Source organism: Rhizobacter sp., assembly GCF_032229685.1.
In the GTDB taxonomy this organism is placed as follows: domain Bacteria; phylum Pseudomonadota; class Gammaproteobacteria; order Burkholderiales; family Burkholderiaceae_C; genus LMDS01.
Genome location: NZ_JAVTWP010000046.1, coordinates 1 through 23,897 on the forward strand (window position 1 = coordinate 1; position 23,897 = coordinate 23,897).

Annotated in this window: 28 protein-coding genes; 19 read left to right on the forward strand and 9 right to left on the reverse strand. The window is 68.0% G+C overall.

The window, feature by feature from the left end:
• Positions 1-423 precede the first annotated feature (423 nt).
• A complete protein-coding gene (locus AC30PD_RS22835; protein WP_489538001.1) occupies positions 424-1,797 on the reverse strand; it encodes an efflux RND transporter periplasmic adaptor subunit in 1,374 nt (457 codons plus the stop codon).
• Between the two features lie 210 nt (positions 1,798-2,007).
• Between AC30PD_RS22835 and AC30PD_RS22840 the strand changes: the two genes are divergently transcribed.
• Genes AC30PD_RS22840 through AC30PD_RS22880 form a run of 9 tightly spaced genes read left to right on the forward strand, consistent with a single transcriptional unit; the run spans position 2,008 to position 10,557 of the window.
• Complete coding sequence (locus tag AC30PD_RS22840) at positions 2,008-2,754, forward strand: FadR/GntR family transcriptional regulator (RefSeq protein WP_489538143.1); 747 nt, start codon at positions 2,008-2,010, stop codon at positions 2,752-2,754.
• 18 nt (positions 2,755-2,772) lie between these two features.
• Positions 2,773-3,801 carry an L-idonate 5-dehydrogenase gene (locus AC30PD_RS22845; RefSeq protein ID WP_489538002.1) on the forward strand — a complete coding sequence of 343 codons (1,029 nt, stop codon included), beginning with the start codon at positions 2,773-2,775 and terminating at the stop codon, positions 3,799-3,801.
• Positions 3,802-3,836: 35 nt separating this feature from the next.
• A complete protein-coding gene (locus AC30PD_RS22850; RefSeq protein ID WP_489538003.1) occupies positions 3,837-4,808 on the forward strand; it encodes a sialic acid TRAP transporter substrate-binding protein SiaP in 972 nt (323 codons plus the stop codon).
• A gap of 9 nt (positions 4,809-4,817) precedes the next feature.
• Entirely contained in the window at positions 4,818-5,417 is a 600-nt protein-coding gene (locus tag AC30PD_RS22855; protein ID WP_489538004.1) for a TRAP transporter small permease, read from the forward strand.
• Between the two features lie 13 nt (positions 5,418-5,430).
• The gene (locus AC30PD_RS22860; RefSeq protein WP_489538005.1) at positions 5,431-6,837 is read left to right on the forward strand and encodes a TRAP transporter large permease; all 1,407 of its coding nucleotides are present in this window, start codon (positions 5,431-5,433) and stop codon (positions 6,835-6,837) included.
• A gap of 27 nt (positions 6,838-6,864) precedes the next feature.
• On the forward strand, positions 6,865-7,635 hold the full coding sequence (locus tag AC30PD_RS22865; protein WP_489538006.1) for an SDR family oxidoreductase: 771 nt from the start codon (positions 6,865-6,867) through the stop codon (positions 7,633-7,635).
• A 28-nt stretch (positions 7,636-7,663) separates the two neighbouring features.
• Positions 7,664-8,530 carry a fumarylacetoacetate hydrolase family protein gene (locus AC30PD_RS22870; protein ID WP_489538007.1) on the forward strand — a complete coding sequence of 289 codons (867 nt, stop codon included), beginning with the start codon at positions 7,664-7,666 and terminating at the stop codon, positions 8,528-8,530.
• 15 nt (positions 8,531-8,545) lie between these two features.
• Positions 8,546-10,075 (forward strand): UxaA family hydrolase, encoded by a 1,530-nt coding sequence (locus tag AC30PD_RS22875; RefSeq protein ID WP_489538008.1) that lies wholly within the window; start codon positions 8,546-8,548, stop codon positions 10,073-10,075.
• A 14-nt stretch (positions 10,076-10,089) separates the two neighbouring features.
• Positions 10,090-10,557, forward strand: a complete 468-nt coding sequence (locus tag AC30PD_RS22880; protein ID WP_489538009.1) for a CIS tube protein — start codon at positions 10,090-10,092, stop codon at positions 10,555-10,557.
• A 15-nt stretch (positions 10,558-10,572) separates the two neighbouring features.
• Here the strand turns inward: AC30PD_RS22880 and AC30PD_RS22885 are convergent, their stop codons facing one another.
• From AC30PD_RS22885 to AC30PD_RS22895, 3 genes are all read right to left on the reverse strand, one after another.
• Positions 10,573-10,821, reverse strand: a complete 249-nt coding sequence (locus AC30PD_RS22885; protein ID WP_489538010.1) for a DUF3297 family protein — start codon at positions 10,819-10,821, stop codon at positions 10,573-10,575.
• Between the two features lie 288 nt (positions 10,822-11,109).
• Complete coding sequence (locus tag AC30PD_RS22890; protein WP_489538011.1) at positions 11,110-11,994, reverse strand: DMT family transporter; 885 nt, start codon at positions 11,992-11,994, stop codon at positions 11,110-11,112.
• 77 nt (positions 11,995-12,071) lie between these two features.
• Positions 12,072-12,926, reverse strand: coding sequence for an SDR family oxidoreductase (locus AC30PD_RS22895; RefSeq protein ID WP_489538012.1), 855 nt, complete (start codon positions 12,924-12,926; stop codon positions 12,072-12,074).
• A gap of 89 nt (positions 12,927-13,015) precedes the next feature.
• Here AC30PD_RS22895 and AC30PD_RS22900 point away from each other — a divergent pair, with 89 nt between their 5' ends.
• Both AC30PD_RS22900 and AC30PD_RS22905 read left to right on the forward strand, forming a co-directional pair.
• On the forward strand, positions 13,016-13,450 hold the full coding sequence (locus AC30PD_RS22900; protein ID WP_489538013.1) for a winged helix-turn-helix transcriptional regulator: 435 nt from the start codon (positions 13,016-13,018) through the stop codon (positions 13,448-13,450).
• A 2-nt stretch (positions 13,451-13,452) separates the two neighbouring features.
• Positions 13,453-14,616 carry an HPP family protein gene (locus tag AC30PD_RS22905; protein WP_489538014.1) on the forward strand — a complete coding sequence of 388 codons (1,164 nt, stop codon included), beginning with the start codon at positions 13,453-13,455 and terminating at the stop codon, positions 14,614-14,616.
• On the opposite strand, the gene AC30PD_RS22910 is transcribed toward AC30PD_RS22905, so the two are convergent.
• Positions 14,617-15,240 (reverse strand): rhomboid family intramembrane serine protease, encoded by a 624-nt coding sequence (locus AC30PD_RS22910; protein WP_489538015.1) that lies wholly within the window; start codon positions 15,238-15,240, stop codon positions 14,617-14,619. It lies immediately after the preceding gene.
• 181 nt (positions 15,241-15,421) lie between these two features.
• On the opposite strand from AC30PD_RS22910, the gene AC30PD_RS22915 reads away from it, so the two are divergent.
• Positions 15,422-15,673 (forward strand): hypothetical protein, encoded by a 252-nt coding sequence (locus tag AC30PD_RS22915; protein ID WP_489538016.1) that lies wholly within the window; start codon positions 15,422-15,424, stop codon positions 15,671-15,673.
• Here AC30PD_RS22915 and AC30PD_RS22920 read toward each other — a convergent pair.
• The gene (locus AC30PD_RS22920; RefSeq protein ID WP_489538017.1) at positions 15,660-16,655 is read right to left on the reverse strand and encodes a helix-turn-helix transcriptional regulator; all 996 of its coding nucleotides are present in this window, start codon (positions 16,653-16,655) and stop codon (positions 15,660-15,662) included. The genes AC30PD_RS22915 and AC30PD_RS22920 overlap by 14 nt on opposite strands.
• Positions 16,656-16,743: 88 nt before the next feature.
• Here AC30PD_RS22920 and AC30PD_RS22925 point away from each other — a divergent pair, with 88 nt between their 5' ends.
• Positions 16,744-17,445 (forward strand): NIPSNAP family protein, encoded by a 702-nt coding sequence (locus AC30PD_RS22925; RefSeq protein ID WP_489538018.1) that lies wholly within the window; start codon positions 16,744-16,746, stop codon positions 17,443-17,445.
• Between the two features lie 13 nt (positions 17,446-17,458).
• The gene (locus AC30PD_RS22930; RefSeq protein ID WP_489538019.1) at positions 17,459-17,983 is read left to right on the forward strand and encodes a hypothetical protein; all 525 of its coding nucleotides are present in this window, start codon (positions 17,459-17,461) and stop codon (positions 17,981-17,983) included.
• Here the strand turns inward: AC30PD_RS22930 and ypfH are convergent.
• A complete protein-coding gene (ypfH, locus tag AC30PD_RS22935) occupies positions 17,929-18,600 on the reverse strand; it encodes an esterase (protein ID WP_489538020.1) in 672 nt (223 codons plus the stop codon). The genes AC30PD_RS22930 and ypfH overlap by 55 nt on opposite strands.
• A 111-nt stretch (positions 18,601-18,711) precedes the next feature.
• Between ypfH and AC30PD_RS22940 the strand changes: the two genes are divergently transcribed.
• Both AC30PD_RS22940 and AC30PD_RS22945 read left to right on the forward strand, forming a co-directional pair.
• Positions 18,712-19,641 carry a transglycosylase SLT domain-containing protein gene (locus AC30PD_RS22940; protein WP_489538021.1) on the forward strand — a complete coding sequence of 310 codons (930 nt, stop codon included), beginning with the start codon at positions 18,712-18,714 and terminating at the stop codon, positions 19,639-19,641.
• A gap of 119 nt (positions 19,642-19,760) precedes the next feature.
• Positions 19,761-20,717, forward strand: coding sequence for a complex I NDUFA9 subunit family protein (locus AC30PD_RS22945; RefSeq protein WP_489538022.1), 957 nt, complete (start codon positions 19,761-19,763; stop codon positions 20,715-20,717).
• Here AC30PD_RS22945 and AC30PD_RS22950 read toward each other — a convergent pair.
• Complete coding sequence (locus AC30PD_RS22950; protein WP_489538023.1) at positions 20,659-21,312, reverse strand: TMEM175 family protein; 654 nt, start codon at positions 21,310-21,312, stop codon at positions 20,659-20,661. The genes AC30PD_RS22945 and AC30PD_RS22950 overlap by 59 nt on opposite strands.
• Positions 21,313-21,435: 123 nt before the next feature.
• Between AC30PD_RS22950 and AC30PD_RS22955 the strand changes: the two genes are divergently transcribed.
• Together AC30PD_RS22955 and AC30PD_RS22960 are read left to right on the forward strand one after the other, a co-directional pair.
• Positions 21,436-21,747 carry a hypothetical protein gene (locus AC30PD_RS22955; protein WP_489538024.1) on the forward strand — a complete coding sequence of 104 codons (312 nt, stop codon included), beginning with the start codon at positions 21,436-21,438 and terminating at the stop codon, positions 21,745-21,747.
• A complete protein-coding gene (locus AC30PD_RS22960) occupies positions 21,747-22,091 on the forward strand; it encodes a hypothetical protein (protein WP_489538025.1) in 345 nt (114 codons plus the stop codon). The genes AC30PD_RS22955 and AC30PD_RS22960 overlap by 1 nt, the downstream gene beginning before the upstream one ends.
• A 21-nt stretch (positions 22,092-22,112) precedes the next feature.
• On the opposite strand, the gene AC30PD_RS22965 is transcribed toward AC30PD_RS22960, so the two are convergent.
• Positions 22,113-23,015 carry a dienelactone hydrolase family protein gene (locus AC30PD_RS22965; protein WP_489538026.1) on the reverse strand — a complete coding sequence of 301 codons (903 nt, stop codon included), beginning with the start codon at positions 23,013-23,015 and terminating at the stop codon, positions 22,113-22,115.
• Positions 23,016-23,166: 151 nt separating this feature from the next.
• Between AC30PD_RS22965 and AC30PD_RS22970 the strand changes: the two genes are divergently transcribed.
• Positions 23,167-23,895 carry a FadR/GntR family transcriptional regulator gene (locus AC30PD_RS22970; protein ID WP_489538027.1) on the forward strand — a complete coding sequence of 243 codons (729 nt, stop codon included), beginning with the start codon at positions 23,167-23,169 and terminating at the stop codon, positions 23,893-23,895.
• Positions 23,896-23,897 lie beyond the last annotated feature (2 nt).

Sequence of the window (23,897 nt, forward strand, 5' to 3'; positions counted from 1 at the left end):
GAGGGGCTCACTTTGATGGCCCGCCATGCAATGCGTTCGTGATGTGTACGACGCTTGTGACGTTCGGCGCGTCGCGGCGGGCGGCAGTCGACGGGGGCGATTGCACCGGTGGTCTCTCGCGACGAGCAAGCGCAGACGTGCCAGCAAAGGCGCGTGCGGGCAGGCTGGAGCGCGCCTCTGGGGCGCCGAGCAGCACAGGGCTCGTGGCCGCGCGCGCAGCGCGCATCAACCACTGACTTGTCGCCGCCTGTTTGAACGCAGCGAACGCAGTGAGCGAAGTGAGTTCGGCGACGGGCCACGAGACCGAGCAGCGCAGGGCAGTCGGCGCGCCGCGGCGACCGCTCCAGCGAAGCGCGGAGGCCTGCCCGCACGCGCCTTTGCCGCCCAAGAGTGTCACTTGAAACCTGATGCCCACGGAACTACTCACCGCGCAGCGCTCGCAGCCGGCACACCCTCACCCGCCGCATCGGAAGCACGCCGACGCCGCTCACCAAACCCCGCACCACTCGCAGCGCTCGCCCCGAAAGCCCGTTCGCCACGGGCACGCGCGCCGGATGCAGCACCCGAAGCGGCACCTGCCGGCCGGTCGGCCGCGGTCTGCACCCGCGCACCGTCCTTCAAGCGATCGCCACCTTCAGTCACGACCGGCTCGCCGGCCTGAAGCCCGCTCGTGATGGCCACGAATTCCACGCTCGCTTCACCGCGCGTCACGTTGCGCAATGCGACCGTGCGGTCTTCCTTCAATACGTAGACGAAGTCGCCACTCGGGCCGTGGCGCAGTGCCGTCACCGGCACCACCACGGCGCCCGTGATCGTGCGCAGCAGCAGGCGAACGTTCACGAACTGGTTCGGGAACAGGGTGCCGGCAGCGTTCGCAAACCGGGCTTTGGCTTTCACCGTGCCGGTGGTCGTGTCGACGATGTTGTCGAGCGTCGAGAACGTGCCGGTGTCGAGCTGCAGCGTGCGGGTGCGGTCGAAGGCCGTGACAGGCAGTTGCGCGCCGTCCGCCACGCGCTTCTGCACTTCGGGCACGCGGTCTTGGGGGATCGAGAACACCACGTCGATCGGTGCCACCTGCGTGATCACGGCGACACCGTTCGCGTCGCCCGCGCCGATGTAGTTGCCGGCGTCGACCGTGCGCAGGCCCACGCGCCCGGCCACCGGCGCCACGATGCGCGCATAGCCCAGGCTCAGCCGCGCGGCGCCTTCGTTCGCGCGGTCGATCGTGACCGTGCCTTCGAGCTGTTTCACGAGCGCGGCCTGCGTGTCCACGTCTTGCCGCGCGATCGAGTCCTGCTGCAGCAGCGTCTGGTAGCGCGCCAGCGTGACACGCGCTGCTTCGAGTTGCGCTTCGTCGCGGATGCGCGCGCCTTGCGCCTGCGAGAGCGCCATCTGGAACGACTCGGGCGCGATGGTCGCGAGCAGGTCGCCCTTCTTCACCATCTGCCCTTCCTTGAACAGCACCTGCGTGAGCACACCCGAGACCTGCGGCCGCACCGTCACGTTGGCGGCCGGCGTCACGGTGCCCAGCGCTTCGATCAGCACCGGAATGTCGGCCTGCTTCGCCTGGGCGATGCCGACCGTGCTGGCCGCGCCACCGCGCCCACCGCCGGGGCCCCCGGGGCCGCCCGGGCCGGGGCCGGCCGAGGTGGTTTTCGGCTGGTGCGTGAGGTACCAGGCCAGGCCACCGAGCAGGCACAGGCCGACGATGGCGATCACGCTGCCGACCCAGCGCCCACGCTTCGACGGCGCGCGCGGCGGGGTGGGGGGTGGCGTGTCGAGGGGAGGCTGGTCCATGGTGGTCGGGGCGGTGTTCGCAGGCGCAAAGATTCGTCGATTGTCCGTGGCGACACGCGCTCGCGCTGTCGGACGGCGACCCGTCGCGCCGGAGGAGCCGAGCGCCAGACAAGGGCAAACACCATGTTGACGCGCTCTGGCCGGCTCCACTATTCTTTACCGAATTGGTCAGGCCACTTGACCACCGCACCGCCCGGCGCCTTGCCTGCCATGCCGATCCAGACCATCGAACCCCGTCGCCTTTACCGCCAGATCGCCGATCAGTTGCGCGGCCTGGTCGAGCGTGGCGAATACGAAGTCGGTTCCCGCCTGCCGCCCGAGCGTGACCTGGCGTTGCAGCTCGGTGTCTCGCGCCCTTCGGTGCGTGAAGCGCTGATCGCGCTCGAGGTCGAAGGCCTGGTCGAGGTGCGCATGGGCTCGGGCATCTACGTGCGCCCGCTCACCGACGCCAGCACGCGGCCGGTCAGCGCCGAAGGCCCGCTCGAGACGATCCGCGCGCGGCAAATGATCGAAAGCGAACTCGCCGCGCACGCTGCCACCCACATGAACAAGGCCCAGGTCGTGGGCCTGAAGAATGCGCTGGCCCTGATGCAGCAGGAAGTCGACAGCGGCCACACGCCCACGCGCGGCGACCGGCTGTTCCACACCCGCATTGCCGAAGCGGCCGAGAACTCGGTGCTGCAGCGTGTGGTGTGCGAGCTCTTCGACGAGCGCCACAACCCGCTGTTCGAGCAGCTCGGCAGCCACTTCGAGACGGCGAGCAGCTGGGCTGCGGCCATCGTCGAGCACCAAGCCGTGATCGACGCAATCGCGCGGCACGCGCCCGACGACGCGCGCGCCGCGATGGCCACGCACCTGTCGAATTCGCACGACCGCTTCACCGTCAACATCGCCCACACGGCGATGGCAGACGCCAGCCCGGCCCCACGCCGCAGGGCGGCACGCAAAGCCGCCTGATCCCCGAGGAGACACCGCATGACACTCATCTGCAGGATTCACGGCGCCAAAGACCTGCGCCTGGAGGACGACGGCCCGGCCACGCTCGGCGCCACCGATGTCGAAATGAGCCTGGGCGCCGGCGGCATCTGCGGCTCCGACCTGCACTACTACCAGCACGGTCGCGTCGGCGCGTTCGTGGTGCGCGAGCCGCTGATCCCGGGCCACGAGGTTTCGGGCACGGTCGCGCGCATCGGCAGCGGCGTCACGCGCGTGAAGGTGGGTGACAAGGTCGCTATCAACCCGTCGCACGCCTGCGGCCAGTGCGACTACTGCCTCGGCGGGCGGCTGAACCTGTGCCGCAACATGCGCTTCCTCGGCAGCGCCAGCGTGTTCCCGCACGTGCAGGGCATGTTCCGCGAGCGTTTCGTGATGGGCGAACGCCAGCTCACGCCGATCCATGAAGACATCTCGCTCGGCGAACTGGCCTGCGCCGAGCCGCTCTCGATCGGCCTGCATGCCGTGCACCGTGCCGGCAACCTCACCGGCAAGACCGTGCTCGTGACCGGCGGCGGCACGATCGGCTGCATGAGCGTGATCGCCGCGAAGCTCGCCGGTGCGGCGTGGATCATCTGCTGCGACATCGCGGAACGGCCGCTCGCGATGGCGAAGCAGGTCGGCGCCGACGTCGGCTTGCGCAGCGACCAGGCGAGCGAAGCCGAGCTGACGGACATCGCCGACGTGTGCATCGAAGCCGCCGGCAGCCCCGCCGCCTTGAACACCTGCCTGAAGGCGGCGCGGCGCGGCGCCCGCATCGTGCAGGTGGGCACGTTGCCGGCCGAGGGCGTGATGTTCCCGGCCAACAGCATCATGGCGCGCGAGCTCGACTACGTCGGCGCGTTCCGCGCAGCGCACGCCTTCGACTGGGCAGTTCAATACCTGCGCACCCGCCGTGTCGACGTGCGGCCACTGCTCAGTGCGCAGATTCCGCTTTCGCGCTCGCTCGAAGCCTTCGAACTCGCCAGCGACCGCACCCGCAGCACCAAGGTGCAGGTCGTGTGCGGTTGATACCCACCCCGAAAACACAACGGAGACAAACCAGCATGAACAAGACCTTCCTGAAGACCCTGATCGCCAGCGCTGCTCTCGCGGCCACCACTGGCGCGTTCGCGCAGACCAAACTGAAGTGGGCGCACGTGTACGAAACCTCGGAACCGTTCCACACCTCGTCGGTGTGGGCCGCCGAAGAGATCAAGAAGCGCAGCAACGGCCGCTACCTGATCGACGTGTACCCGGCCTCGCAGCTCGGCAAGGAAAACGACATCAACCAGGGCCTGACGCTCGGCACGGTCGACATCATCATCTCGGGCTCGAGCTTCGCGGCGAAGAGCTTCCCGCGCATCGGCGTGACCTACTACCCCTACACCTTCCGCGGTGTGGAGCACCTGCTGGCCTACACGAAGAGCGACATCTACCGCGAGCTCTCGAAGGGCTATGAAGAGAAGAGCGGCCACCCGATCGTCGCCACCACCTACTACGGCGTGCGCCACACCACGAGCAACAAGCCCATCGCCAAGTGCGCCGACATGAAGGGCCTGAAGATCCGCGTGCCCGACGTGCCGGCCTACCTGGCGATGCCACGCGCCTGCGGTGCGAACACCTCGCCGATCGCGTTCGCCGAGGTGTACCTCGCGCTGCAGAACGGCACGGTCGAAGCGCAGGAGAACCCGCTGACGACCATCGAGGCGAAGAAGTTCTACGAAGTGCAGAAGAACATCGTGCTCACGGGCCACATCGTCGACCACCTGAACACGATCGTCGCCGGCGGCCTGTGGAAGAAGCTGTCGGACGCCGACAAGAAGATGTTCACCGAGGTCATGCAGGAAGCCGCGGCCAAGGCCTCTGGCGAAGTGGCGGCGCGCGAGAAGGAACTGGTCGCGGTGTTCAAGGGCAAGGGCCTGAACGTGGTCGAGGTCGACAAGGAAGACTTCCGCAGCACGGTGCTGAAGAACGTGACCTTCGAGTCCTTCGGTTACCAGAAGGCCGACTGGGACAAGATCCAGGCCATCAAGTAAGCGCAACTCATGTCTTCAGTTCACGCTGAAATGGCGCCAACGCACGCGACTGTCGAAGTCGCGCCCGAAGAGCTCGTCAAGAGTTTTGCCGAAGCCGACGTGCACGTCGTCGACCTGCACGGCCATTCGGTCGAAGACTGGATCTGCTTCGGCTTCTTCTGGGTGATGGCCGCGCTGGTGTTCATCCAGTTCTTCACGCGCTACGTGATGAACGATTCGTTCGCGTGGACCGAAGAGCTCGCGGTGTACTGCCTGATCCCGGTCGTCTTCATCGGCTCGGCGGCGTGCGTGCGGCGCAGCCGGCACATCCAGGTGAACATCCTTTACCGCTACCTGCCCCAGCCCGCGGGACGCGTGCTGTCGACCTTCGTCGACATCGCGCGCACCGTGTTCTTCGGCTACGTGGCGTACCTCGTGGCGCGCTTCGCGCTGGCCGTGAACAACGAGCCGATGACCACGATCGACTGGAACAAGAGCCATGTGTACTGGCTCGCGTTCGCCGGCTTCGCGCTGATGTTCCTGCGTTCCATCCAGGTGAGCGTGATCAACTGGCGGCAGGGCTTTTCCATCCTCGAACGGCCCGAAGCGTTCGACGGCGTCGACGAATAAGAAAGAGCCGCACATGACCATCCTGATCGGCGGTTTTCTCGCACTCATGCTGTTTGGCCTGCCGGTGGCGGTGGCCATGGCAGGTGCGTCGCTTCTCTACGTGTTGATCTCCGGCAGCGTGCCCGACGTGGTGGTCGCGCAGCGCATGATCGCCGGCATCGAGTCTTTCCCGCTGCTCGCGGTACCGTTCTTCATCCTCGCTGGCAACCTGATGAACGTGGCCGGCATCACCGGTCGCATCTACGCTTTTGCGGTCGCGCTCGTGGGCTGGATGCGCGGCGGCCTGGGGCAGGTGAACATCATCGGCTCGGTGATCTTCTCGGGCATGAGCGGCACGGCCATCGCCGACGCCGCCGGCCTCGGCTCGATCGAGATCAAGGCGATGACCGAGCACGGCTACAGCAAGGAGTTCGCGGTGGGTGTGACGGCTGCTTCGGCCACGCTCGGGCCGATCATTCCGCCTTCGCTGCCGTTCGTGATCTACGGGATGATGGCCAACGTGTCGATCGGCGCGCTGTTCGTCGCCGGCATCCTGCCGGGCCTGTTCATGACGCTGCTGATGATGTTCACGGTGGCCTATTTCGCACACAAGAACAAATGGGGCGCCGACACGCCCTTCCACTGGGGCCGCCTCGGCTCAGCCAGCCTCGAGATCCTGATCGTGCTCGCCTTCCCGATGGCGGTGTGGCTGATGACGAAAGCCGGTGTCTCGGTCAACATGGCCGCGGGCTCGGCCTTCGTGGTGCTGCTCGCGCTCGACTGGTTTTTCAACTTCGCCGCGGTGATGGCGCTGATGGCGCCGGTGATCCTGATCGGCGGCATGACCATGGGCTGGTTCACGCCCACCGAAGCGGCCGTGGCAGCGGTGATCTGGGCGCTCTTCCTCGGCCTGGTGCGCTACCGCTCGATGAGCCTGAAGTCGCTGGCCCAGGCCACCTTCGACACGATCGAGACCACGTCGTCGGTGCTCTTCATCGTGACCGCGGCGTCGATCTTCGCCTGGCTGCTCACCACCACGCAGGCCGCGCAGATGCTGGCCGACTGGATTCTCTCGGTCACCAGCAACAAGTGGGTGTTCCTGCTGCTGGCGAACATCCTCATCCTGTTCGTGGGCTGTTTCATCGACACGATCGCGGCGATCACGATCCTCGTACCCATCTTGCTGCCGATCGTGCTGAAGCTCGGCATCGACCCGATCCACTTCGGCCTGATCATGGTGCTGAACCTGATGGTCGGGCTGCTGCACCCGCCGCTGGGCATGGTGTTGTTCGTGCTGGCGCGAATATCCAAACTCTCGGTCGAGCGCACCACGATCGCGATCCTGCCGTGGCTGGTGCCGCTGCTGGGCGCGCTGATCGCGATCACCTACATTCCGGCGATCACGCTGTGGTTGCCGCGCGTGATGGGCCTCGTCAAGTAGACCGCTTTTTCACTGGAGACTCTCACCATGAGCAAAAGACTCGAAGGCAAGACCGCCTTCGTCACCGCCGCCGGCCAGGGCATCGGCCGCGCCACCGCCGAGGCTTTCGTGCGCGAAGGCGCGCGCGTGATCGCGACCGACATCAACGAAGCGCTGCTCGCCGACCTGGCGAAGAACACCGGCTGCGAAACGCGGCGGCTCGACGTGACCGACGCCAACGCCGTGACGGCCGCCGCCAAGGCCGCCGGCACCGTGAACATCCTCTTCAATGGCGCCGGCTACGTGCACGCCGGCACCATCCTCGACTGCGACGAGAAGGCCTTCGACTTCTCGTTCGACCTGAACGTGCGAGCCATGTACCGCATGACCCGCGCGTTTCTGCCCGCCATGCTGGCGGCCTTCGAACAAGGCAAGGGCGGCGGCTCGATCATCAACGTGGCCTCTGTCGCCGGCAGCATCAAGGGTGCGCCCAACCGCTTTGTCTACGGCGCCACCAAGGCCGCGGTGATCGGCATGACCAAGTCGATCGCGGCCGACTTCATCACCCGCGGCATTCGCTGCAACGCGATCTGCCCCGGCACGGTCGAGTCACCTTCACTGCGCGACCGCATGGCCGCTCTGGCCGAGTCGACCGACCAGACCATCGAGCAGGCCGAGGCCTGGTTCGTGGCGCGCCAGCCGATGGGGCGCGTGGGCAGCACGAGCGAGATCGCCGCGCTCGCGGTCTACCTCGCCTCCGACGAATCGGGCTTCACCACCGGCACCGCGCAGATCATCGACGGCGGCTGGTCGAACTGAATTCAACTCTTTTGCAAAGGAACCCTCGATGAAACTGCTGCGATACGGCGCCAAGGGCGCAGAAAAGCCCGGCATGATGGACGCACAAGGCGTGTTGCGCGACCTTTCCGGCGTGCTGGCTGACATCACGGCGCAGACGCTCACCCCGCACGGCCTGAACCGCCTGCGCGAGCTCGACCCGACCAAGCTGCCGGCCGTGGCGAACCCGGGCCGCATGGCCCTGCCCTGGAGCGGCTGCAGCAAGTTCATCGCCGTCGGCCTGAACTACGCCGACCACGCGGCCGAGTCGAACCTGCCGGTGCCGGCCGAGCCGGTGCTGTTCACGAAGACGGTGTCGTGCATGGTCGGCTGCAACGACGCCGTGGTGCTGCCGCAAGGCTCGGTCAAGGGCGACTGGGAGGTCGAGCTCGGCATCGTGATCGGCACCAAGGCGCGCTACGTCAGCGAAGCCGACGCGCTCAAGCACGTGGCGGGCTACTGCGTCGTCAACGATGTGTCGGAGCGTGAATACCAGATCGAGCGCGGCGGCACCTGGGACAAGGGCAAGGGCTGCGACACCTTCGGCCCGGTCGGCCCGTGGATGGTCACGTCCGACGAGGTGCCCGACCCGCAGGCCTTGTCGATGTGGCTCGACGTGAACGGCCAGCGCATGCAGACCGGCAACACCAAGACGATGATCTTCGGCGTGGCGCACCTCGTGAGCTACATCAGCCGCTTCATGACGCTCGTGCCCGGCGACCTGATCACCACCGGCACGCCGCCGGGTGTGGGCATGGGCAAGAAGCCGAACCCGATCTGGCTGAAGCCGGGCGACGAGATGCGCGTGTTCATCGAAGGCCTGGGCGAGCAGCGCCAGAAGGTTCACGCGTGGGACCCGGCGCTCATCGACGGTTGAACAACGAGGCCCCTCATGTCTGACCCCCTCGTGATCCGCATCCACCCGGCCGACGATGTCGTCATTGCGCGGCACCAGCTCGTCGGCGGCACGGTGCTGGCGAGCGAGGGCGTCACGGTGATGGGCCTGGTGCCGCCCGGGCACAAGCTCGCCGTGCGCGCCATCGCCCAAGGTGCGCCGGTGCGCCGCTACAACCAGATCATCGGCACCGCGAAGCAGGCCATTGCCGCCGGCCAGCACGTGCACACGCACAACCTGGAGTTCAGCAGCTTCGCGCGCGACTACGCGGCCAGCACCGGCACGCACCCGACCGCCTTCGTCGACACGCCGGCCACGTTCATGGGCATCAAGCGGGCCGACGGCCGCATCGCCACGCGCAACTACATCGGCGTGTTGACCTCGGTGAACTGCTCGGCCACGGTGGCGCGGGCGATCGCCGACCACTTCAGGCGCGACACGCACCCCGAGGCGCTCGCGAAGTACCCGAACGTCGACGGCGTGATCGCGCTGACGCACGGCGCCGGTTGTGCCACCGACAGCAGCGGCGAGCCGCTGCAGGTGCTGCGGCGCACGCTCGGTGGTTATGCCAAACACGCGAACTTCGCGTCGATCCTCGTGGTCGGCCTGGGTTGCGAAACGAACCAGATCTCGGGGCTGATGGAGCAAGAGAGTCTGGCCACGGGCACGCAGTTCCACACCTTCAACATCCAGGAAACCGGCGGCACGAAGAAGACCGTGGCCCACGGCATCGAGCTCGTGCAGTGGCTGCTCGAAGAAGCGAACCGCGTGCAGCGCGAGCCGGTGAGCGCGGCCCACATCACGGTGGGCCTGCAATGCGGTGGCAGCGACGGTTATTCCGGCATCAGCGCCAACCCGGCGCTCGGTGCGGCCGTCGACCGGCTGGTGCGCCACGGTGGCACCGCCATCCTGTCGGAAACGCCCGAGATCTACGGCGGCGAACACCTGCTCACACGCCGCGCGGTCACGCCGGCCGTCGCCGACAAGCTGATCAAGCGCATCCAGTGGTGGGAGCAGTACACCGCGCGCAACGACCAGGAGATGGACAACAACCCCTCGGCCGGCAACAAGGCCGGCGGCCTGACGACCATTCTCGAAAAGAGCCTGGGCGCCATCGCCAAGAGCGGCACCACGAACCTGACCGACGTGTTCGAGTACGCCCAACCCGTCACCACCAAGGGCCTGGTCTTCATGGACACGCCGGGCTACGACCCGGTCAGCGCCACGGGCCAGGTGGCCGGCGGCGCGAACCTGATCTGCTTCACCACCGGCCGCGGTTCGGCCTATGGCTGCGCGCCGTCACCGTCGCTCAAGCTCAGCACCAACACCGCGCTGTGGGTCAAGCAGGAAGATGACATCGACATCAACTGCGGCGAAGTGATCGACGGCAGCGCCAGCATCGATCAGATGGGCGAGCGCATCTTCCGCCTGATGCTCGCCACCGCCTCGGGCGAAAAGACCAAGAGCGAAGTACACGGCTATGGGCAGAACGAGTTCGTGCCCTGGGCGCTCGGGGCCGTGATGTAAACAAGGAGCGCGCCATGGCGACGACGCTCGTGCAGGTCACGTTCGATCCGGTCGAGAACGACGTGCCGGCCCTCACGGCCTCGTTCGACGCGGCGAGCTTGTTGGTCGTGAAGGCGGTCGACTGGGCGCGCGCCCCCACGTCGTACGGCGACGCGCCGGAGCTGAACTTTTCGCGCGGCCAGGGCCGCCGTCTGTCGATGCGCCTGCACTTCGAGGCGACGGCGCGGCGGCCGAGCGTGCAACCCGATCTCGACGCGCTGGTGCGGCTGGCGATGATCATCAACCCCACCGGCCCCGAAGAGAAGCGGCGCCCGCCGATGCTCGACCTGGTGTGGCCGGCGCCGGGCACCTTGCCGGCCTTCCGCGGCGCGATCGACCGCGTCACCGTGCGTTACCTCATCCTGCTGGCCGACGGCACGCCGACCAAGGCCGAAGTCGACCTCGAGATGGAAGAAGCCTCGCGCCTGACCTTCGTGCGCTGAGCCGTCTTCGGCGTCCTAGCGGTAGAACGCCTCGACCTTGCCCTTCAGCGTCAGCAACAAGGGCTGGCCCTTGCGGTCGCGGGTCTTGCCCGAAGGCACCTTGACCCAGCCTTCGCTGATGCAGTATTCCTCCACATCAGTGCGCTCCTTGCCGTTCAGCCGGATGCCGATGTCGCGCTCGAACACGGCGGCGATGTGAAACGGGCTGCGCGGGTCCACCGACAGGCGGTCGGGCATCGCGGGGGTGGGTTGTTCTTCGGTCATGGGCTGTTTCTCTTCATCAAGATCGGGGGCACGCCGTTCGTGTGGTCGGCGGTTCTTCAGCCCGCATTGTCCAACGCCGGCGGGTGGTACAACTGCGGCCGGCGTGCGTGCCGTCACCGGCGCACGACCCCACCGACCCACCAACCCGGAAAGACCATGAGCGCAGACAAAGACCGCGGCATTCGCAGAGAAAAACAGAAGCGGGCGAAAGACCGCAAGAAGCAGGCGAAGCAGCAGCCCAAGCCGGCCACCCCGGCGTCGAAGTAGGCACCAGCGACCGGGCCGGCCTCAGGCGCGGCCCGCGGTAGCGCTGGCCGGCACGCCCGGGCGCCGCAAGTTCAGCAGGTTGCCGAGCAGGATCAGCACCGTGCCCAGCACGGTGATCATGTCGACACGCTCGGCGTAGACGAGCCAGCCCGCCAGTGCCATCAGCGGCACACGCAGGAAGTCCATCGGCACGACCGTGGTCGCGTCGGCGTGACGCAGGGCCCGCGCCATGCAGTAGTGCGAGAAGGTGCCGCAGAACGCGATCACCAGCACCCAGCCCCACACGGTGGTCGACGGCCAGCGCCACGTTGCCAAGGCCGGCACGGCGCCGATCAGCGACTGGAACACCAGCATCCAGAAGATGATGACCACCGCGCCGTCGGTGCGCGTGAGCGATTTGGTGAGCGTGACCGACACCGCGAAGCCGACCGCCGCCGCGAGCGCGATCGCCTGGCCCGGGCTCAGGCCCGCGGCCGAGGGCCGCACGATCAGCGCCACACCGAGCAGGCCGAGCACGATCGCCAGCGCCTTCCACACGTTCAGCCGTTCGCCGAGAAAACCGACGGCCAGGCACGCGGTCCAGATCGGCATCGTGAACTCGAGCGCCACCACCTGCGCCAGCGAGATCATCGTGAGCGCCACGAACCAGCCGAACTGCGCGGCGTAGTGCACCGTGTTGCGGGCGGCGTGGTGCCACAGGCGGGCCGTCTTCATCGCGGCAAAACCCCCGCTCGCGCGAATCAGCGGGTAGAGCATGACGAGGCCGATCAGCGAGCGCAGCTCCATGATCTGGAACACCGCGAGCTCGTGCGAAGCCTCGCGGCCGGCCACGGCGATCACGATCATCAGGAACAGCCAGCCTGCCGTCCACAGGGCTGCTTTCGACACCGACTGAGAAGGGTTCATGCCCCGAGACTAGCCGATGGCAGGCCGGGTTGCAGGCTCGCTCGGCGCCACGCACGCCGCCGAGCGAGTGCACGAGATCAACCCTTCAGCGCCGCCGCCACCGTGTCGCGCAGTGGCGTGGTGGCGCGGCCGATCAGCGCGCCGAGCTGTCGGCTGCCGTCGAACAGGCCGCCCTTCGAGGCACCGGTGTCTGAATCGGCCAGCATCGCGGCCAGCGGCTGCGGCAGGCCGAAGCCGACCAACGCGGCTGCGTACTCGGCCTCGGGCAGGTTGTTGTAGACGACAGGCTGGCCCGACTGGCGCGCGATCTCGGCGGCGAATTCGGCCAGCGTGTAGGCGGTGTCGCCGGCCAACTCGTAGACCCGCCCGGCCTGGCCGTCGGTCGTGAGCACCGCGGCTGCAGCGGCCGCATAGTCGGCACGCGCTGCCGAAGCGATGCGGCCTTCGCCGGCGCTGCCAATCACGGCACCGTGTGCCAGCGCTGCCGGCACAGAGGCCGCGTAGTTCTCGCTGTACCAGCCGTTGCGCAACAGCACGACGGGCAGGCCCGAGGCTTTAAGCATCGCCTCGGTTTCCTTGTGCTCGAGCGCCAGGCCGAGTGGCGACGTGGCGGCATGCAGCAGGCTCGTGTAGGCGATCAGCCCGACCCGCGCGCGCACCGCGGCGTCGATCACGGCACGGTGCTGGGCGACACGCTGGCCGACCTCGCTCGACGAGATCAGCAGCAGCTTCTGCGCGCCGGCGAGCGCGCTGTCGAGCGTGGCGGGGCGGGTGTAGTCGGCCTGGCGGACCTGCACGCCGAGCGCGGCCAGATCGGCCGCCTTGGCCGGGTCACGCGCCAGCGCGACGATGTTGCCCGCAGGCACGCTGCGAAGCAGGTTCTGGACGACGAGCCGGCCGAGCTGGCCGGTGGCACCGGTGACGACGATCATGATGATTTCCTTGCAGGAAGTGGGTGAAGGCCTTCAGAATAGGGCCAAAGCTAACTTTTCGTAAGTACGCACCCAAAGGTAAGTAAAGCATGGCCACTCGCACCCGCACCACCTCCTTGTCGGCCAAAGCCCGGCGCGGCGAACTGATGTCGCCCGACTGCCCATCGCGCGATGTACTCAAGCACGTGACGAGCCGCTGGGGCGTGCTGCTGCTGGTGGTGCTGATGGACGGCACGCACCGCTTCAGTGACCTGCGCCGCAAGGTCGGCGGCGTGAGCGAGAAGATGCTCGCGCAAACGCTGAAGTGGCTCGAGGCCGACGGCTTCGTGCACCGCGAGTCGTTCGCGACGGTGCCGCCGCACGTCGAATACACGCTCACGCCGCTGGGGCGGCAGGTCGGCAAGCGGGTCGAAGCGCTGGCCGACTGGATCGAGGGCAGCCTGCCCGACATCCTCGACGCGCAGCGCGCCAGAAGCGCGGCGGCGAAGCGCTCCGAGCCGGCCGGGCGCCACCGTATGCTGTGAACATGCCGAGCCCCCAGACCGACACGCGACACCTTTCCTTCCTGAGCCACTGGCTTCGCGCTTTCTGGCCCGCGCCCATCAGCGTCGACTGGCGCGAGCGGCTGCGCGTGGTGGTGGGCGCCACGTTGGGCATCGGCATCACGGCCCTGCTGTGCCACGGCTTCGGCACCACGGCGCCGCCGGTCTGGCCGTGGCTGGTGGCGCCGCTCGGCGCGAGCGCGGTGCTGGTGTTCGGTGTGCCGGCCAGCCCGCTCGCCCAGCCTTGGGCGGTGGTCGGGGGCAACACACTCTCGGCCCTGGTCGGCGTGTTGTGCGTGCGCTGGGTCGGTTCGCCCGAGCTGGCCGCGGCACTCGCCGTGGGCGGCGCCATCGGCTTGATGTTCGCGCTGCGCTGCCTGCACCCGCCGGGCGGCGCGTCGGCTTTGCTGGTGGCGCTGATGGGTGTTTCGGATCCGTCGTTCGCGCTGTACCCGGTGCTCGTCAACTCGCTGCTGCTGGTGGTGGCCGGTGTGGCCTACAACAACGCGACACGGCGCGCCTACCCGCATGCGCTTCGGCCGGTCGCGACCGAGGCCGCACATGACAACGACGCCGAGGCGCTCGACGCTGCGCTCAGCGCTGTGCTGGCACGCTACAACCAGGTGCTCGACATCAGCCGCGACGACCTGAAAGCCCTGCTCGAAGACACCCAGCTGCAGGCCTACCAGCGCAAGCTGGCGAACCTGCGTTGCGGCGACATCATGTCGCGCGAACTCGTCACGGTGGTGCGCGACACCCCGCTGGCGCAGGCCTGGGCGCTGTTCCGCGAGCACCGCATCAAGGCGCTTCCGGTGGTCGGGCCGACCGGCCACATCGTCGGCATCGTGACGCCGGCCGACTTCATCCGCACGGTCGAACCCGAAACTGGCGACGGCTTCGATGTGCGGCTGCGCGAGGTGACCGGCTGGGCCCGCGGCCCGGCCGGCGACCGGCCGCAGATCGTCGGCCAGATCATGACGCGCCAGGTGCGCGTGGCCAGCGTCAACCGCCATCTGGCCGAGCTGATTCCGCTTTTCGGCAGCACCGGCCACCACCACATTCCGGTCATCGGCGAAGGCGACCGGCTGGTCGGCATCATCACGCAGTCGGACGTGGTGGCCGCGCTGGCGCGCTCCGGCGCGGCCTGATCAGCCGACGAAACTCTTCAGCGCGCGCATCAAGGTCGCGCCGTCGGTGAGCGCCACGAAGGCGATGCCGGCGAGCGCGCCGCCCAGGTGCGCGTCGTGGTTGATGCGCCCGCTGTTCTGGCGCGAGGCGTAGTAGGTGTAGCCCAGGTAGGCCAGCGCGAAGAGCGGTGCCGGAATCGGCACGGGGATCGGCAGGATGAAGATCGACGACCGCGGAAAGTACAGGATCGACGCGAACAGCACCGCGAGGATGGCGCCAGAAGCACCCAGGCTCTGGTAGGCCGGGTTGTGGCGCTGTTTGACCCAGGTGCCCAGGTCGCTCACGAGCAGGCCGAAGAAGTACAGGGCCAGGAACTTCGGCGAGCCGATGGCGCGTTCAAGCGAAAACGCGAAGGCCCAGAACGTGAAGGCGTTGAACGCCAGGTGCGCCAGGTCGGCATGCAGAAAAGCGCTGGTGATCGGCGTGAGGTATTGGCGGTTCGGCAGCAGCCAGTGAGGCCGGAACAGGTTGCGGTCGAGCCATTGCGGCGAGACGAACAGGCCGACCAAGCTGGCGACCACGATCGTGGCGAGCAGCAGCGTGGCGGCGGGGGCGCCGGCGGCGAAGGCCAGGGTTTCTTCCACGGGGATTCACTTTCTTTTCGGCGGGGATCGGTCGTCCTGCTCGCTTGCGTGCCGCGCGCACGCCCCCGGGCCGGTGCAGAGCCCGCAGTCTGGGGCACATTGGGCGCTTGCAAACGACAACGGTGTCCGAGTGCCGCCACCGGCGGGCGCCGGTGCACCGGGGAACAAGACAATGTGGATCATGACGGTGGCGCCGCGAGGCAGCAATTTCTACGAAGCCGACTCGCTGTGTGGCAACAAGACGCTCATCTCCGACACCTGCGAGACCGTGATCTTCGCGCGCTCGCAAGGCACCGACGGACACCAGCTCGTTGCGCAGCGTGGCCGTGACACCTTTCTGGTCGGCCCACCGCCGGTGCGGGGCGTGACAAGCGACATGGAAGCGCAGATGGCCGAGATCGCCAGACAGCTCGGCGCCGTCATCCTGGCCTGACCGTCGGTTCGCCGCGCCCGGCGTAGAGCTTCACGAGGCGCCGCGCCGTCAGCCTGAGCTGCGCGCGCAACGCGGCCGGTGCCAGCACCTCGGCGTCGGCCCCGAGGTTGATGAGCTGGTTCGCTGCATGCGAGACCGACTCGATCGGCACGCTCACGCGCAGCCAGCCGCGCCGGTCCTTCACGGCACTTCGATCGGCGGCTTCGGCCACGGCCGTGCTGAACTCGCGCAGCAGCCGCAAGCCTCGCGGCGACACGCGCAAGGACGCGGTCTCGTTGTAGACACCGGTCTCGAAGCGCCGCGTCGATTCCTGCCAGTAGGCCGCCAGATCGAAGTCGCGCGGTGCCTTGAAGTGCTGCTGCAGCGGCGTCAACGCCAGGATGTTCGAGACCCGGTAGGTGCGCGGCGAAGCGCCCGGGCCGGTGCGCGCCGCCATGTACCAGATGCCGGCCTTCAGCACGAGCCCGAGCGGCTCCACGTCGCGCTCGCGCACGCCGTTCCAGCTTTCGTAGCGGATGTGCAGGCGGCGTTCGGCCCACACCGCGTCGGCCACGGCGCCCAGGTGTTCCGTGCGCGCGGCGCTGTGGAACCAGTCGACCGCGTCGAGGTGAAAGCGCGCGCTCAGGTGCTGTGCGTCGGCCTGCCACTCGGGGGGCAGCGTGGCCAGCACCTTCAGCCGCGCCGAAGCCACCGCCTCGCCGAGCCCGAGTTCGGCCGCCGGGCCCGCCAGGCCGGAAAGAAACAGCGCACGCGACTCGGGCGCCGTGAGCCCGGTGAGGCGGGTGCGCCAGCCGTCGCGCAGCTGGAAACCACCGAGGCGCCCGCGGTCGGCGAACACCGGCACGCCGGCCGCGCTGAGCTGGTCGATGTCGCGGTGGATCGTGCGCACCGAGACCTCGAGCTCCGCCGCGAGCACCTGCGCGCTCAAACGGCCGCGCGCCTGCAACAGCATCAGGACGGAAAGCAGTCGGCTGGCTTGCATCGATGCAGTGTCCCAGAAATACATGCCAGCACCTGGCATGTATGACGGCGCACGATCTCGGCACTGAAACTTCGATCGAACGCGAGCCATGCCGAATGCCACCGAAACCCGCCACCCGGTTGTCGAACTGCGCCAGTACACGCTGCACCCGGGCCAGCGTGACACGCTGATCGAGCTTTTCGACCGCGAATTCATCGAGACGCAGGAAGCTGTCGGCATGTCGGTGCTGTGCCAGTTCCGCGACCTCGACGACCCGGACCGTTTTGTCTGGCTGCGCGGATTCGGCGGCATGGCGGCACGCGCCGAAGCGCTCGCTGCGTTCTACGGCGGCCCGGTGTGGCAGGCCCACCGCGATGCCGCCAACGCCACCATGGTCGATTCCGACAACGTGCTGCTGTTGCGACCTGCGAGCACGGAACCGGGGACAGGCGTCGATGCATGGCGCCGAGGCAGGCCGCCCACCGGCATGGCTGTGGCCGCGGTGTACACGCTCGCGGCAGCGCCCGACACACGCTTTGTCGCCGCCTTCCTGCAGTCGTGGTTGCCGCCGCTCGCGCGCCATGGCGGCGCGCTCGCCGGCTGCTGGGTCAGCGAGAACAGCCCGAACACCTTCCCGCGGCTGCCGGTGCGTGAAGGTGAACAGGTGCTGGTCGCGCTGGCACGCTTCGACACGCGCGACGCTGGTGACCGATTCGCCGCCGCGTTGAACGCATCGCGCGACGGCCTCGACCACCTGGGCACGCCGCCGCAGGTGCTGCGGCTCGCACCGACGGCCCGCTCACGCTTCTGAAAGGAACCCAGCCATGACCACCACCCGTTTCGTCGGTCGCAGCGGCGACTTCGACTTTCTCGTCGGCCATTGGCACGTGCACAACCGGCGCCTGCAGAAGCGACACGCCGGCTGCACCACGTGGGACGAGTTCCCGGCCACGCTGCAGGCCCAGGTCATGTTCGGCGGCGCGGTCAGCGTCGACGAGATCAGCTTCCCGACCCGCGGCTTCGCCGGCATGACGCTGCGCACCCTCGACCCGGCGTTGCAGCGCTGGTCGATCTACTGGATCAACAGCCAAAGCGGCCAGCTCGAGCCGCCGGTGCATGGCGGCTTCGACGGCTCGCGCGGCGAGTTCTTCGGTGACGACCGCGACGAAGGCCGCGCGGTGCGGGTGCGCTTCGTCTGGACCCGCCTCGGCCCCGACGCCGCGCGCTGGGAACAGGCCTTCGCACTCGAAGGCGGCGCCTGGGAAGACAACTGGGTGATGGAGTTCCGGCGTGCTCAGGAAGCGCCGGCCGAGCGCATCGCTTCGTCCCAGAGCCGCTTGGGCACGTAACCCGTCAGTCGCTCGATGGTCAGGTCGACGAAGTCGTCGAGCAGGACGTGGCCGACGAAGGGCAACACGTCGGCCGTGGCGTCGCCACCGATGCGCAGCAGGTGCTCCACCGCCTCGATCGTGTGCCGGTACGGGATGATCTCGTCCTGCTTGCCATGGAACAGGTGCAGCGTGGTGCCGGCGGCCGCTCGCTCGGGCAATTCGGCGAAGCGGCCGGCGATGGCCACCACACGCCCGGCGCAGGCCGGTTCGATGCGCGTGGCCTCGAGCGCCATGATCGCGCCCTGCGAAAAGCCGATCAGCGCAGTGGCCACCGGCCCGAGGCCGGAGACGGCCTGCCAGTGCGCCACCGCGCGCTGGAAAGCAGGCAGCGCCTCGTTCACTCTCGGCACGAAATTGGCGTCGTCGATGCCACGCACCGAAAGCCACTGGTAACCTGCACCGCCATCGGCCGGCAACGGTGCGGCCACGCTGACAACAAAGGCGCTCGGGAACTCGCGCGCCAGGCGCTCGCCCAGCAGCTGCATGGCCCGCGGCGTTTCGCCCAGGCCGTGGAACAGCAGCACCAGTTGCCGGGCCTGCCCCCCAGGTTGTTGGATCACGATCGATTCGGTCACGGAACTCTCATCCTTCAATGGAACACCGACATGCTGTTCCCGCACGACTGTATTCTGGTGTGGAATGAGCGCTTCCCCGACCCGCCCCCTGCCCGCCCCCGGCCCGCATCGATGACCCCACGAGCCCTGTTCGACCGCTTGAGCCCGCTGCTGCTGACGCTGCTGTTCGCGGCCGCATGGCCGGTGCAGGCTGCCGAGACGGGCACCCCCGAGAACCTGCTGATCACGCTGTTGCGCGCCGAAGCGGCCGACTACGAACACGGCGGCAACGGCGTGGAGCGCGACGGTGCCCGCGCCGCGGCGCTCTATTGCCGGGCAGCACGGCTGGGTGACACCGAATCGCAGTTCAACCTCGGCTGGATGTACACCAACGGCCGCGGCGTGGAGCGCAACGACTCGCTCGCCGCCTTCTTCTTCCACGCCGCCGCCGAGCAGGGCATGGAGCAGGCGATCCGCATGCTCGGCTCGGTCGGCGGCCCGACGACCGACGTGCCCGACTGCATGCGCGAGCCGGCCGTGCCCAAGCCGCCCGTTGCGGCCGCCGCACCGCGCACGCCGCCCTCGCCGGTGCGGGCCATCGTCGCACCGCACTCGATCGCCGAGCTGGTGAAGAAGATCGCACCCGAATACCGCGTGCCGACGCAGCTGGTGCTGGCGATCATCGAGGCCGAATCCAACTTCGACATCGTGGCGCTGTCGCCGAAGAACGCCAAAGGGCTGATGCAGCTGATCCCCGACACCGCCGCGCGCTTCAACGTGCGCAACCCCTACGACCCGGCGCAGAACATCCGCGGCGGCACCGCCTACCTGCGTTGGCTGCTGGCCTACTTCGAGGGTGACGTGACGCTGGTGGCCGCCGCCTACAACGCCGGCGAAGGCACGGTCGAGCGTTACCGCGGCGTGCCACCGTATGTGGAAACACGCGCCTACGTGCGCAAGATCGTGGACGCGGTCGGCACGCTGATCCAGCCCTTCGACGGCAGCGCCACCCAGCCTTCGCCGAAGATGCAGTTGCTGCGGGCACCGCGCCTCTCGAAGTGAGTCGCCGAAGGGAAGCGCCTATGCAATTGCGCACCGCAGGCGACTCAATTCAGGCCTACCCTGCCCAATTGGCACAGGGGGCTTCGGTCCGGCCTGAATGGCGAAGGTATAAACGGGCCGTGAACAACATCCTCATCCTCGGTGGCTCGGGCTTCGTGGGCCGCAGCGTGTGCGACAAGCTGGTCGAACGCTCGGGCGGTGCCGGCGGGCAGATCGTGGTGCCGAGCCGACGGCCCGCCCGCGCCAAACACCTGCAGCTGCTGCCCACCGTGCGCGTCGTGCAGGCCGACGTGCACCAGGCGGCCGACCTGCAGCGGCTGCTGCGAGGCGCCGACGCGGTCGTCAACCTCGTGGCCGTCTTGCACGGCAGCGAAGCAGAGTTCAACCGTGTGCACGTCGAGCTGCCACGCCAGCTCGCCAGCGCCTGCCGCGCGGCGGGCGTGCGCCGCGTGGTGCATGTGAGTGCGCTCGGCGTGAGCGACGCCACGGCGCCGAGCCGCTACCTGCGCTCCAAGGCGGCGGGCGAAGAAGCGCTGAAGGCCGCCGGCCTCGAGCTGACAGTCCTGCGGCCTTCGGTCATCTTCGGCGAGCACGACCGGTTCACGAACCTGTTCGCGGCGCTGCAGGCCGTGGCGCCCTTCGTGCCGTTGGCGGGTGCGCAGGCGCGCTTCCAGCCGGTGTGGGTACAGGACGTGGCTGCGGCCGTCGTGCGCTGCCTCGACCGGCCTTCGACCATCGGCCAGACCTTCGAATGCGCCGGGCCCGACGTGTTCACGCTGAAGCAGATCGTCGAACAGGCCGGCCGCTGGTCGGGCCACGAACGCCCGGTGTTCGGCCTGCCCGATGCGGCCGCGCGTGTTCAGGCGATGCTGATGGAGCTGATGCCGGGCACGCCGTTGATGTCGCGCGACAACATCGACTCGATGCGCGTGCCCAACGTGGCGAGCGGAAGCCTTCCTGGCTTGCAAGCGCTGGGCATCGTGCCGGCTTCGCTGGCAAGTGTGATGCCGGGTTATCTCAGCCCCGGGCGGGGCTTGGCTCGGCTGGATCGCTGGCGCGCTCGGCACGGCGGCTGAGCGGCATGATCACGGCCATCAGCATGAACGCCACATTGCCGGCGCCGGGCACCAGGATGTTGATGCCGACCGCCACCACGCTCACGGCGATGAGGCCGAACAAGCGTATCCGCGCGCCGCGGTAAGCCGACGCGGGCATCGTCATCAGCGCGCTCTCCGGGTGCCGGTGGATGTAGCGCGACGTCAGCAGCGCCATCACCGCCAGACCCGACATGTTGATCGAATAGATGGTCTGCGACAGCGTCTCGCGACCATGCTCGCCGATCAGCGCGCATGAAAACGGCATCAGGCTGGCGAACGCCAGCTGTCCGATGTTGAGCGCAACCAGTTTGCCGTCGGCCCGCTTCACGTGTGCGAAGGCCCGGTGATGGCCAAACCAGAAAAAGGCCAGAACGAAGAAGCTGATGATCCAGGCGAGCACCTTTGGCAGCAGGTGCGCGAGCGCCTGCGCCAGATCATTCTGGCCGTGAATCAGCGCGTGGTCTGGCAGCTTCAACTCGATCACCAGCAGCGTCATCGCGACAGCATAGATGCCGTCGGTGAGCGCCTCGCTGCGATGAACTGAAAGGCCGTGTCCGGTGTTCGCATCAGTCATGTGTTCCCTCCCGGCCGACATTCTCCATGCAGAGTGCGCCCAGCGCGGGGTGCGATACGCGGTACGCGGTACGCTCGATAATCCTGTGGAACGACCACCCTCTCTCCAACGCCGCGACTTTCCATGATCGAACGCATCTTCGCCGCCATCGTGCTCGTCGCGTGCGCGCTGCTGCTGCTGAGGCTCGTGATCGGCGAGCGCCGGCGCTACCGCTTCGACGCGGCGGCTCGCCGCGCGTGGTTCATGCTGCGGCGCTTTGGCTTGGCGCTGCAACGAAAGCTGCTGTCGCTGTGGCACTGGCGTTCTTCGCGGCGCGAGGCCGCGAAGGTGGCCGAAGAAGCGATCCGCCGTGCGCGCAGCGCCGAGGGTTCGTGGGACGGCAACGTCTACAAGCCGAAGTCGTTCCGCAAGCCGCCGCGCGACAAGATGCACTGATGGCGCGCGAACCCGAACGCTGGAGCGCCAGCACAGGCGCGCGCGACGTGGTGCGGCTCGACATTCCGGCCGACGCGCAGCGCGAGCGCACGTTCGAGATCTTCTGCCGCCTTGTCGTGAGCAACAAGACCGGCCGGCCCGACGCCAGCCACGCGATGCGCGTGCTCGTCGACGGCGCACTGGAATGGCAACGCTCGATGCCCACCCATGCCGGCGGAGAAGATTCGCTCGACCTGCGCTTGCGCCGCAGCGTGCCGGTCGGCCGGCCACTGCGGCTGAACGCCACGTGCGAGCTGCGCGGTGCGCAGCGCGTGAGCCTGTCGATCAGCGCCGAAGAAGAGTGAAGCGCCGCCGTTGCGGCCGCGTCAGCCGCGCAGCGTGCTGTTGAACAAGGCCAGCGTGCGCTGCCAGGCCGCCTTCGCGGCCTTGTCGTCGAAGCGCGGCGTGGTGTCGTTGTTGAAGCCGTGCTGCGTGCCCGGGTACTTCACGGCTTCGAACTTCACGCTCGCGGCCTTCAGTGCCGCCTCGAAGGGTGGCCACATCGCGTTGATGCGCTCGTCGTTGTCGGCGAACACGATCAAGAGCGGCGCCTTGATGGCAGACACCTTGTCGAGCGCCGGCGCGGCGCCGTAGAACGGCACGCCCGCACCGAGCTCGGGCCAGCGGGTGGCGAGCATGTTGACCACGCCACCGCCGTAGCAGAAGCCGACCGCCCCGACCTTGCCGTTGCCGCCGGCCACGGTCTTCAGCCAGGCCGCGGCGGCCAAAAAGTCTTCCTGCGTCTTGGGCTGCTCGAGCTTGCCGAACAGGTCGCGCGCCTTGTCTTCGTCGCCGGGGTAACCGCCGAGCGGGAACAGCGCGTCGGGCGCGAAAGCGATGAAGTTGTCGAGTGCCAGGCGGCGGGTGATGTCTTCGATGTGCGGGTTCAGGCCACGGTTCTCGTGCACCACCAGCACGGTCGGCAGCGGGCCGCTCGCATTCGCCGGCCGCACGAGATATCCGCGTGCCTTGCCGTAGCCTTTGGGCGAGGCGAACTCGACCATCTCGCCCTTGATGCGCGGGTCGGCCGCGGGCACCTGCTGCGCCTGGGCGAACTTCGGGCTCAGCGCTTCGAGCAACCCGGCGGCCGTGAGGCCACCGACCGCGAACTTCGCCGCGCCGTCGAGAAAACCGCGCCGGTCGAGGCCGCCGTGCACGTACTTGTCGAACAGCCGCAGCACCTCGGGGTCGAAGTCGTTCGCTGTCAGTTTCGGTTTCTGGCCGGCCATGTTGGTCACCCCGCTGGTTGGACGAAGCCGCTGTTTTAGCGGAACGTCGGGCGCAGGGTTTCTCGGCCTTGAAGCAGGCGCTGGCGTAGTGGTAAACCAGATGCCATATTTTGGTAAACCACACCTAAACTGGTTCACCAATTTCAGAATCATGGAAACCACTGCCCCATTGCCCACCGAAACTGCGGCCGAGCCGTCGGGTGACCGCACCTACCAGAAGCTCGCTGGCAGAATCGGTGCGCTGATCAGCCAGGGCGAATTCGAAGTTGGCGCACGCCTACCTTCAGAGCGTTCGTTGGCCGATCGTTTTGACGTGAGCCGCACACTCGTTCGCGAAGCGATCATCGTGCTCGAGATCCAGGGCCTGGTCGAGGTTCGTGGAGGTTCGGGCATCTATGTCTGCACGCCGCCGAGCACCGCGGCGCGGTCGACCACTTTCAGGCCACCGGCCGGGCCAGGCCCGTTCGAGCTGCTGCGCGCGCGTTGCCTGATCGAATCGGAGATCGCCGCCACCGCCGCCGAACACCGCAAGGACTCCGACCTCGACCGCATCTTCGCGGCGCTGGCCGCGATGCGCGAGCACATGCACGACAAGGCCGCCAACGAAGCGGCCGACCGCCTCTTCCACCTGCGCATCGCCGAAGCCACCGGCAACAGCGTGTTGCTCGAAATGGTGACTGCGCTGTGGGACCACACCAAGGCGCCGATCTGGTCGCAGATGGAAACGCACTTCCACACGCCGGCTTTGCGGCTCGCCTCGCAAGACGACCACCAGCGGGTCTTCAACGCCCTGCTCGAACGCGACGCCGCCGGTGCGCGGGCCGCGATGCGCGCCCACATCGAACGTGTGATCGGCGAATTCGCCCAAGCCTGGCGCTGACC

Bases quoted from the DNA above. Each gene is read 5' to 3' on its own strand.
- AC30PD_RS22835 (WP_489538001.1), bottom strand. From the start codon at position 1,797: ATGGACCAGCCTCCCCTCGACACGCCACCCCCCACCCCGCCGCGCGCG.
- AC30PD_RS22840 (WP_489538143.1), top strand. From the start codon at position 2,008: ATGCCGATCCAGACCATCGAACCCCGTCGCCTTTACCGCCAGATCGCC.
- AC30PD_RS22845 (WP_489538002.1), top strand. From the start codon at position 2,773: ATGACACTCATCTGCAGGATTCACGGCGCCAAAGACCTGCGCCTGGAG.
- AC30PD_RS22850 (WP_489538003.1), top strand. From the start codon at position 3,837: ATGAACAAGACCTTCCTGAAGACCCTGATCGCCAGCGCTGCTCTCGCG.
- AC30PD_RS22855 (WP_489538004.1), top strand. From the start codon at position 4,818: ATGTCTTCAGTTCACGCTGAAATGGCGCCAACGCACGCGACTGTCGAA.
- AC30PD_RS22860 (WP_489538005.1), top strand. From the start codon at position 5,431: ATGACCATCCTGATCGGCGGTTTTCTCGCACTCATGCTGTTTGGCCTG.
- AC30PD_RS22865 (WP_489538006.1), top strand. From the start codon at position 6,865: ATGAGCAAAAGACTCGAAGGCAAGACCGCCTTCGTCACCGCCGCCGGC.
- AC30PD_RS22870 (WP_489538007.1), top strand. From the start codon at position 7,664: ATGAAACTGCTGCGATACGGCGCCAAGGGCGCAGAAAAGCCCGGCATG.
- AC30PD_RS22875 (WP_489538008.1), top strand. From the start codon at position 8,546: ATGTCTGACCCCCTCGTGATCCGCATCCACCCGGCCGACGATGTCGTC.
- AC30PD_RS22880 (WP_489538009.1), top strand. From the start codon at position 10,090: ATGGCGACGACGCTCGTGCAGGTCACGTTCGATCCGGTCGAGAACGAC.
- AC30PD_RS22885 (WP_489538010.1), bottom strand. From the start codon at position 10,821: ATGACCGAAGAACAACCCACCCCCGCGATGCCCGACCGCCTGTCGGTG.
- AC30PD_RS22890 (WP_489538011.1), bottom strand. From the start codon at position 11,994: ATGAACCCTTCTCAGTCGGTGTCGAAAGCAGCCCTGTGGACGGCAGGC.
- AC30PD_RS22895 (WP_489538012.1), bottom strand. From the start codon at position 12,926: ATGATCGTCGTCACCGGTGCCACCGGCCAGCTCGGCCGGCTCGTCGTC.
- AC30PD_RS22900 (WP_489538013.1), top strand. From the start codon at position 13,016: ATGGCCACTCGCACCCGCACCACCTCCTTGTCGGCCAAAGCCCGGCGC.
- AC30PD_RS22905 (WP_489538014.1), top strand. From the start codon at position 13,453: ATGCCGAGCCCCCAGACCGACACGCGACACCTTTCCTTCCTGAGCCAC.
- AC30PD_RS22915 (WP_489538016.1), top strand. From the start codon at position 15,422: ATGACGGTGGCGCCGCGAGGCAGCAATTTCTACGAAGCCGACTCGCTG.
- AC30PD_RS22920 (WP_489538017.1), bottom strand. From the start codon at position 16,655: ATGCAAGCCAGCCGACTGCTTTCCGTCCTGATGCTGTTGCAGGCGCGC.
- AC30PD_RS22925 (WP_489538018.1), top strand. From the start codon at position 16,744: ATGCCGAATGCCACCGAAACCCGCCACCCGGTTGTCGAACTGCGCCAG.
- AC30PD_RS22930 (WP_489538019.1), top strand. From the start codon at position 17,459: ATGACCACCACCCGTTTCGTCGGTCGCAGCGGCGACTTCGACTTTCTC.
- AC30PD_RS22940 (WP_489538021.1), top strand. From the start codon at position 18,712: ATGACCCCACGAGCCCTGTTCGACCGCTTGAGCCCGCTGCTGCTGACG.
- AC30PD_RS22950 (WP_489538023.1), bottom strand. From the start codon at position 21,312: ATGACTGATGCGAACACCGGACACGGCCTTTCAGTTCATCGCAGCGAG.
- AC30PD_RS22955 (WP_489538024.1), top strand. From the start codon at position 21,436: ATGATCGAACGCATCTTCGCCGCCATCGTGCTCGTCGCGTGCGCGCTG.
- AC30PD_RS22960 (WP_489538025.1), top strand. From the start codon at position 21,747: ATGGCGCGCGAACCCGAACGCTGGAGCGCCAGCACAGGCGCGCGCGAC.
- AC30PD_RS22965 (WP_489538026.1), bottom strand. From the start codon at position 23,015: ATGGCCGGCCAGAAACCGAAACTGACAGCGAACGACTTCGACCCCGAG.
- AC30PD_RS22970 (WP_489538027.1), top strand. From the start codon at position 23,167: ATGGAAACCACTGCCCCATTGCCCACCGAAACTGCGGCCGAGCCGTCG.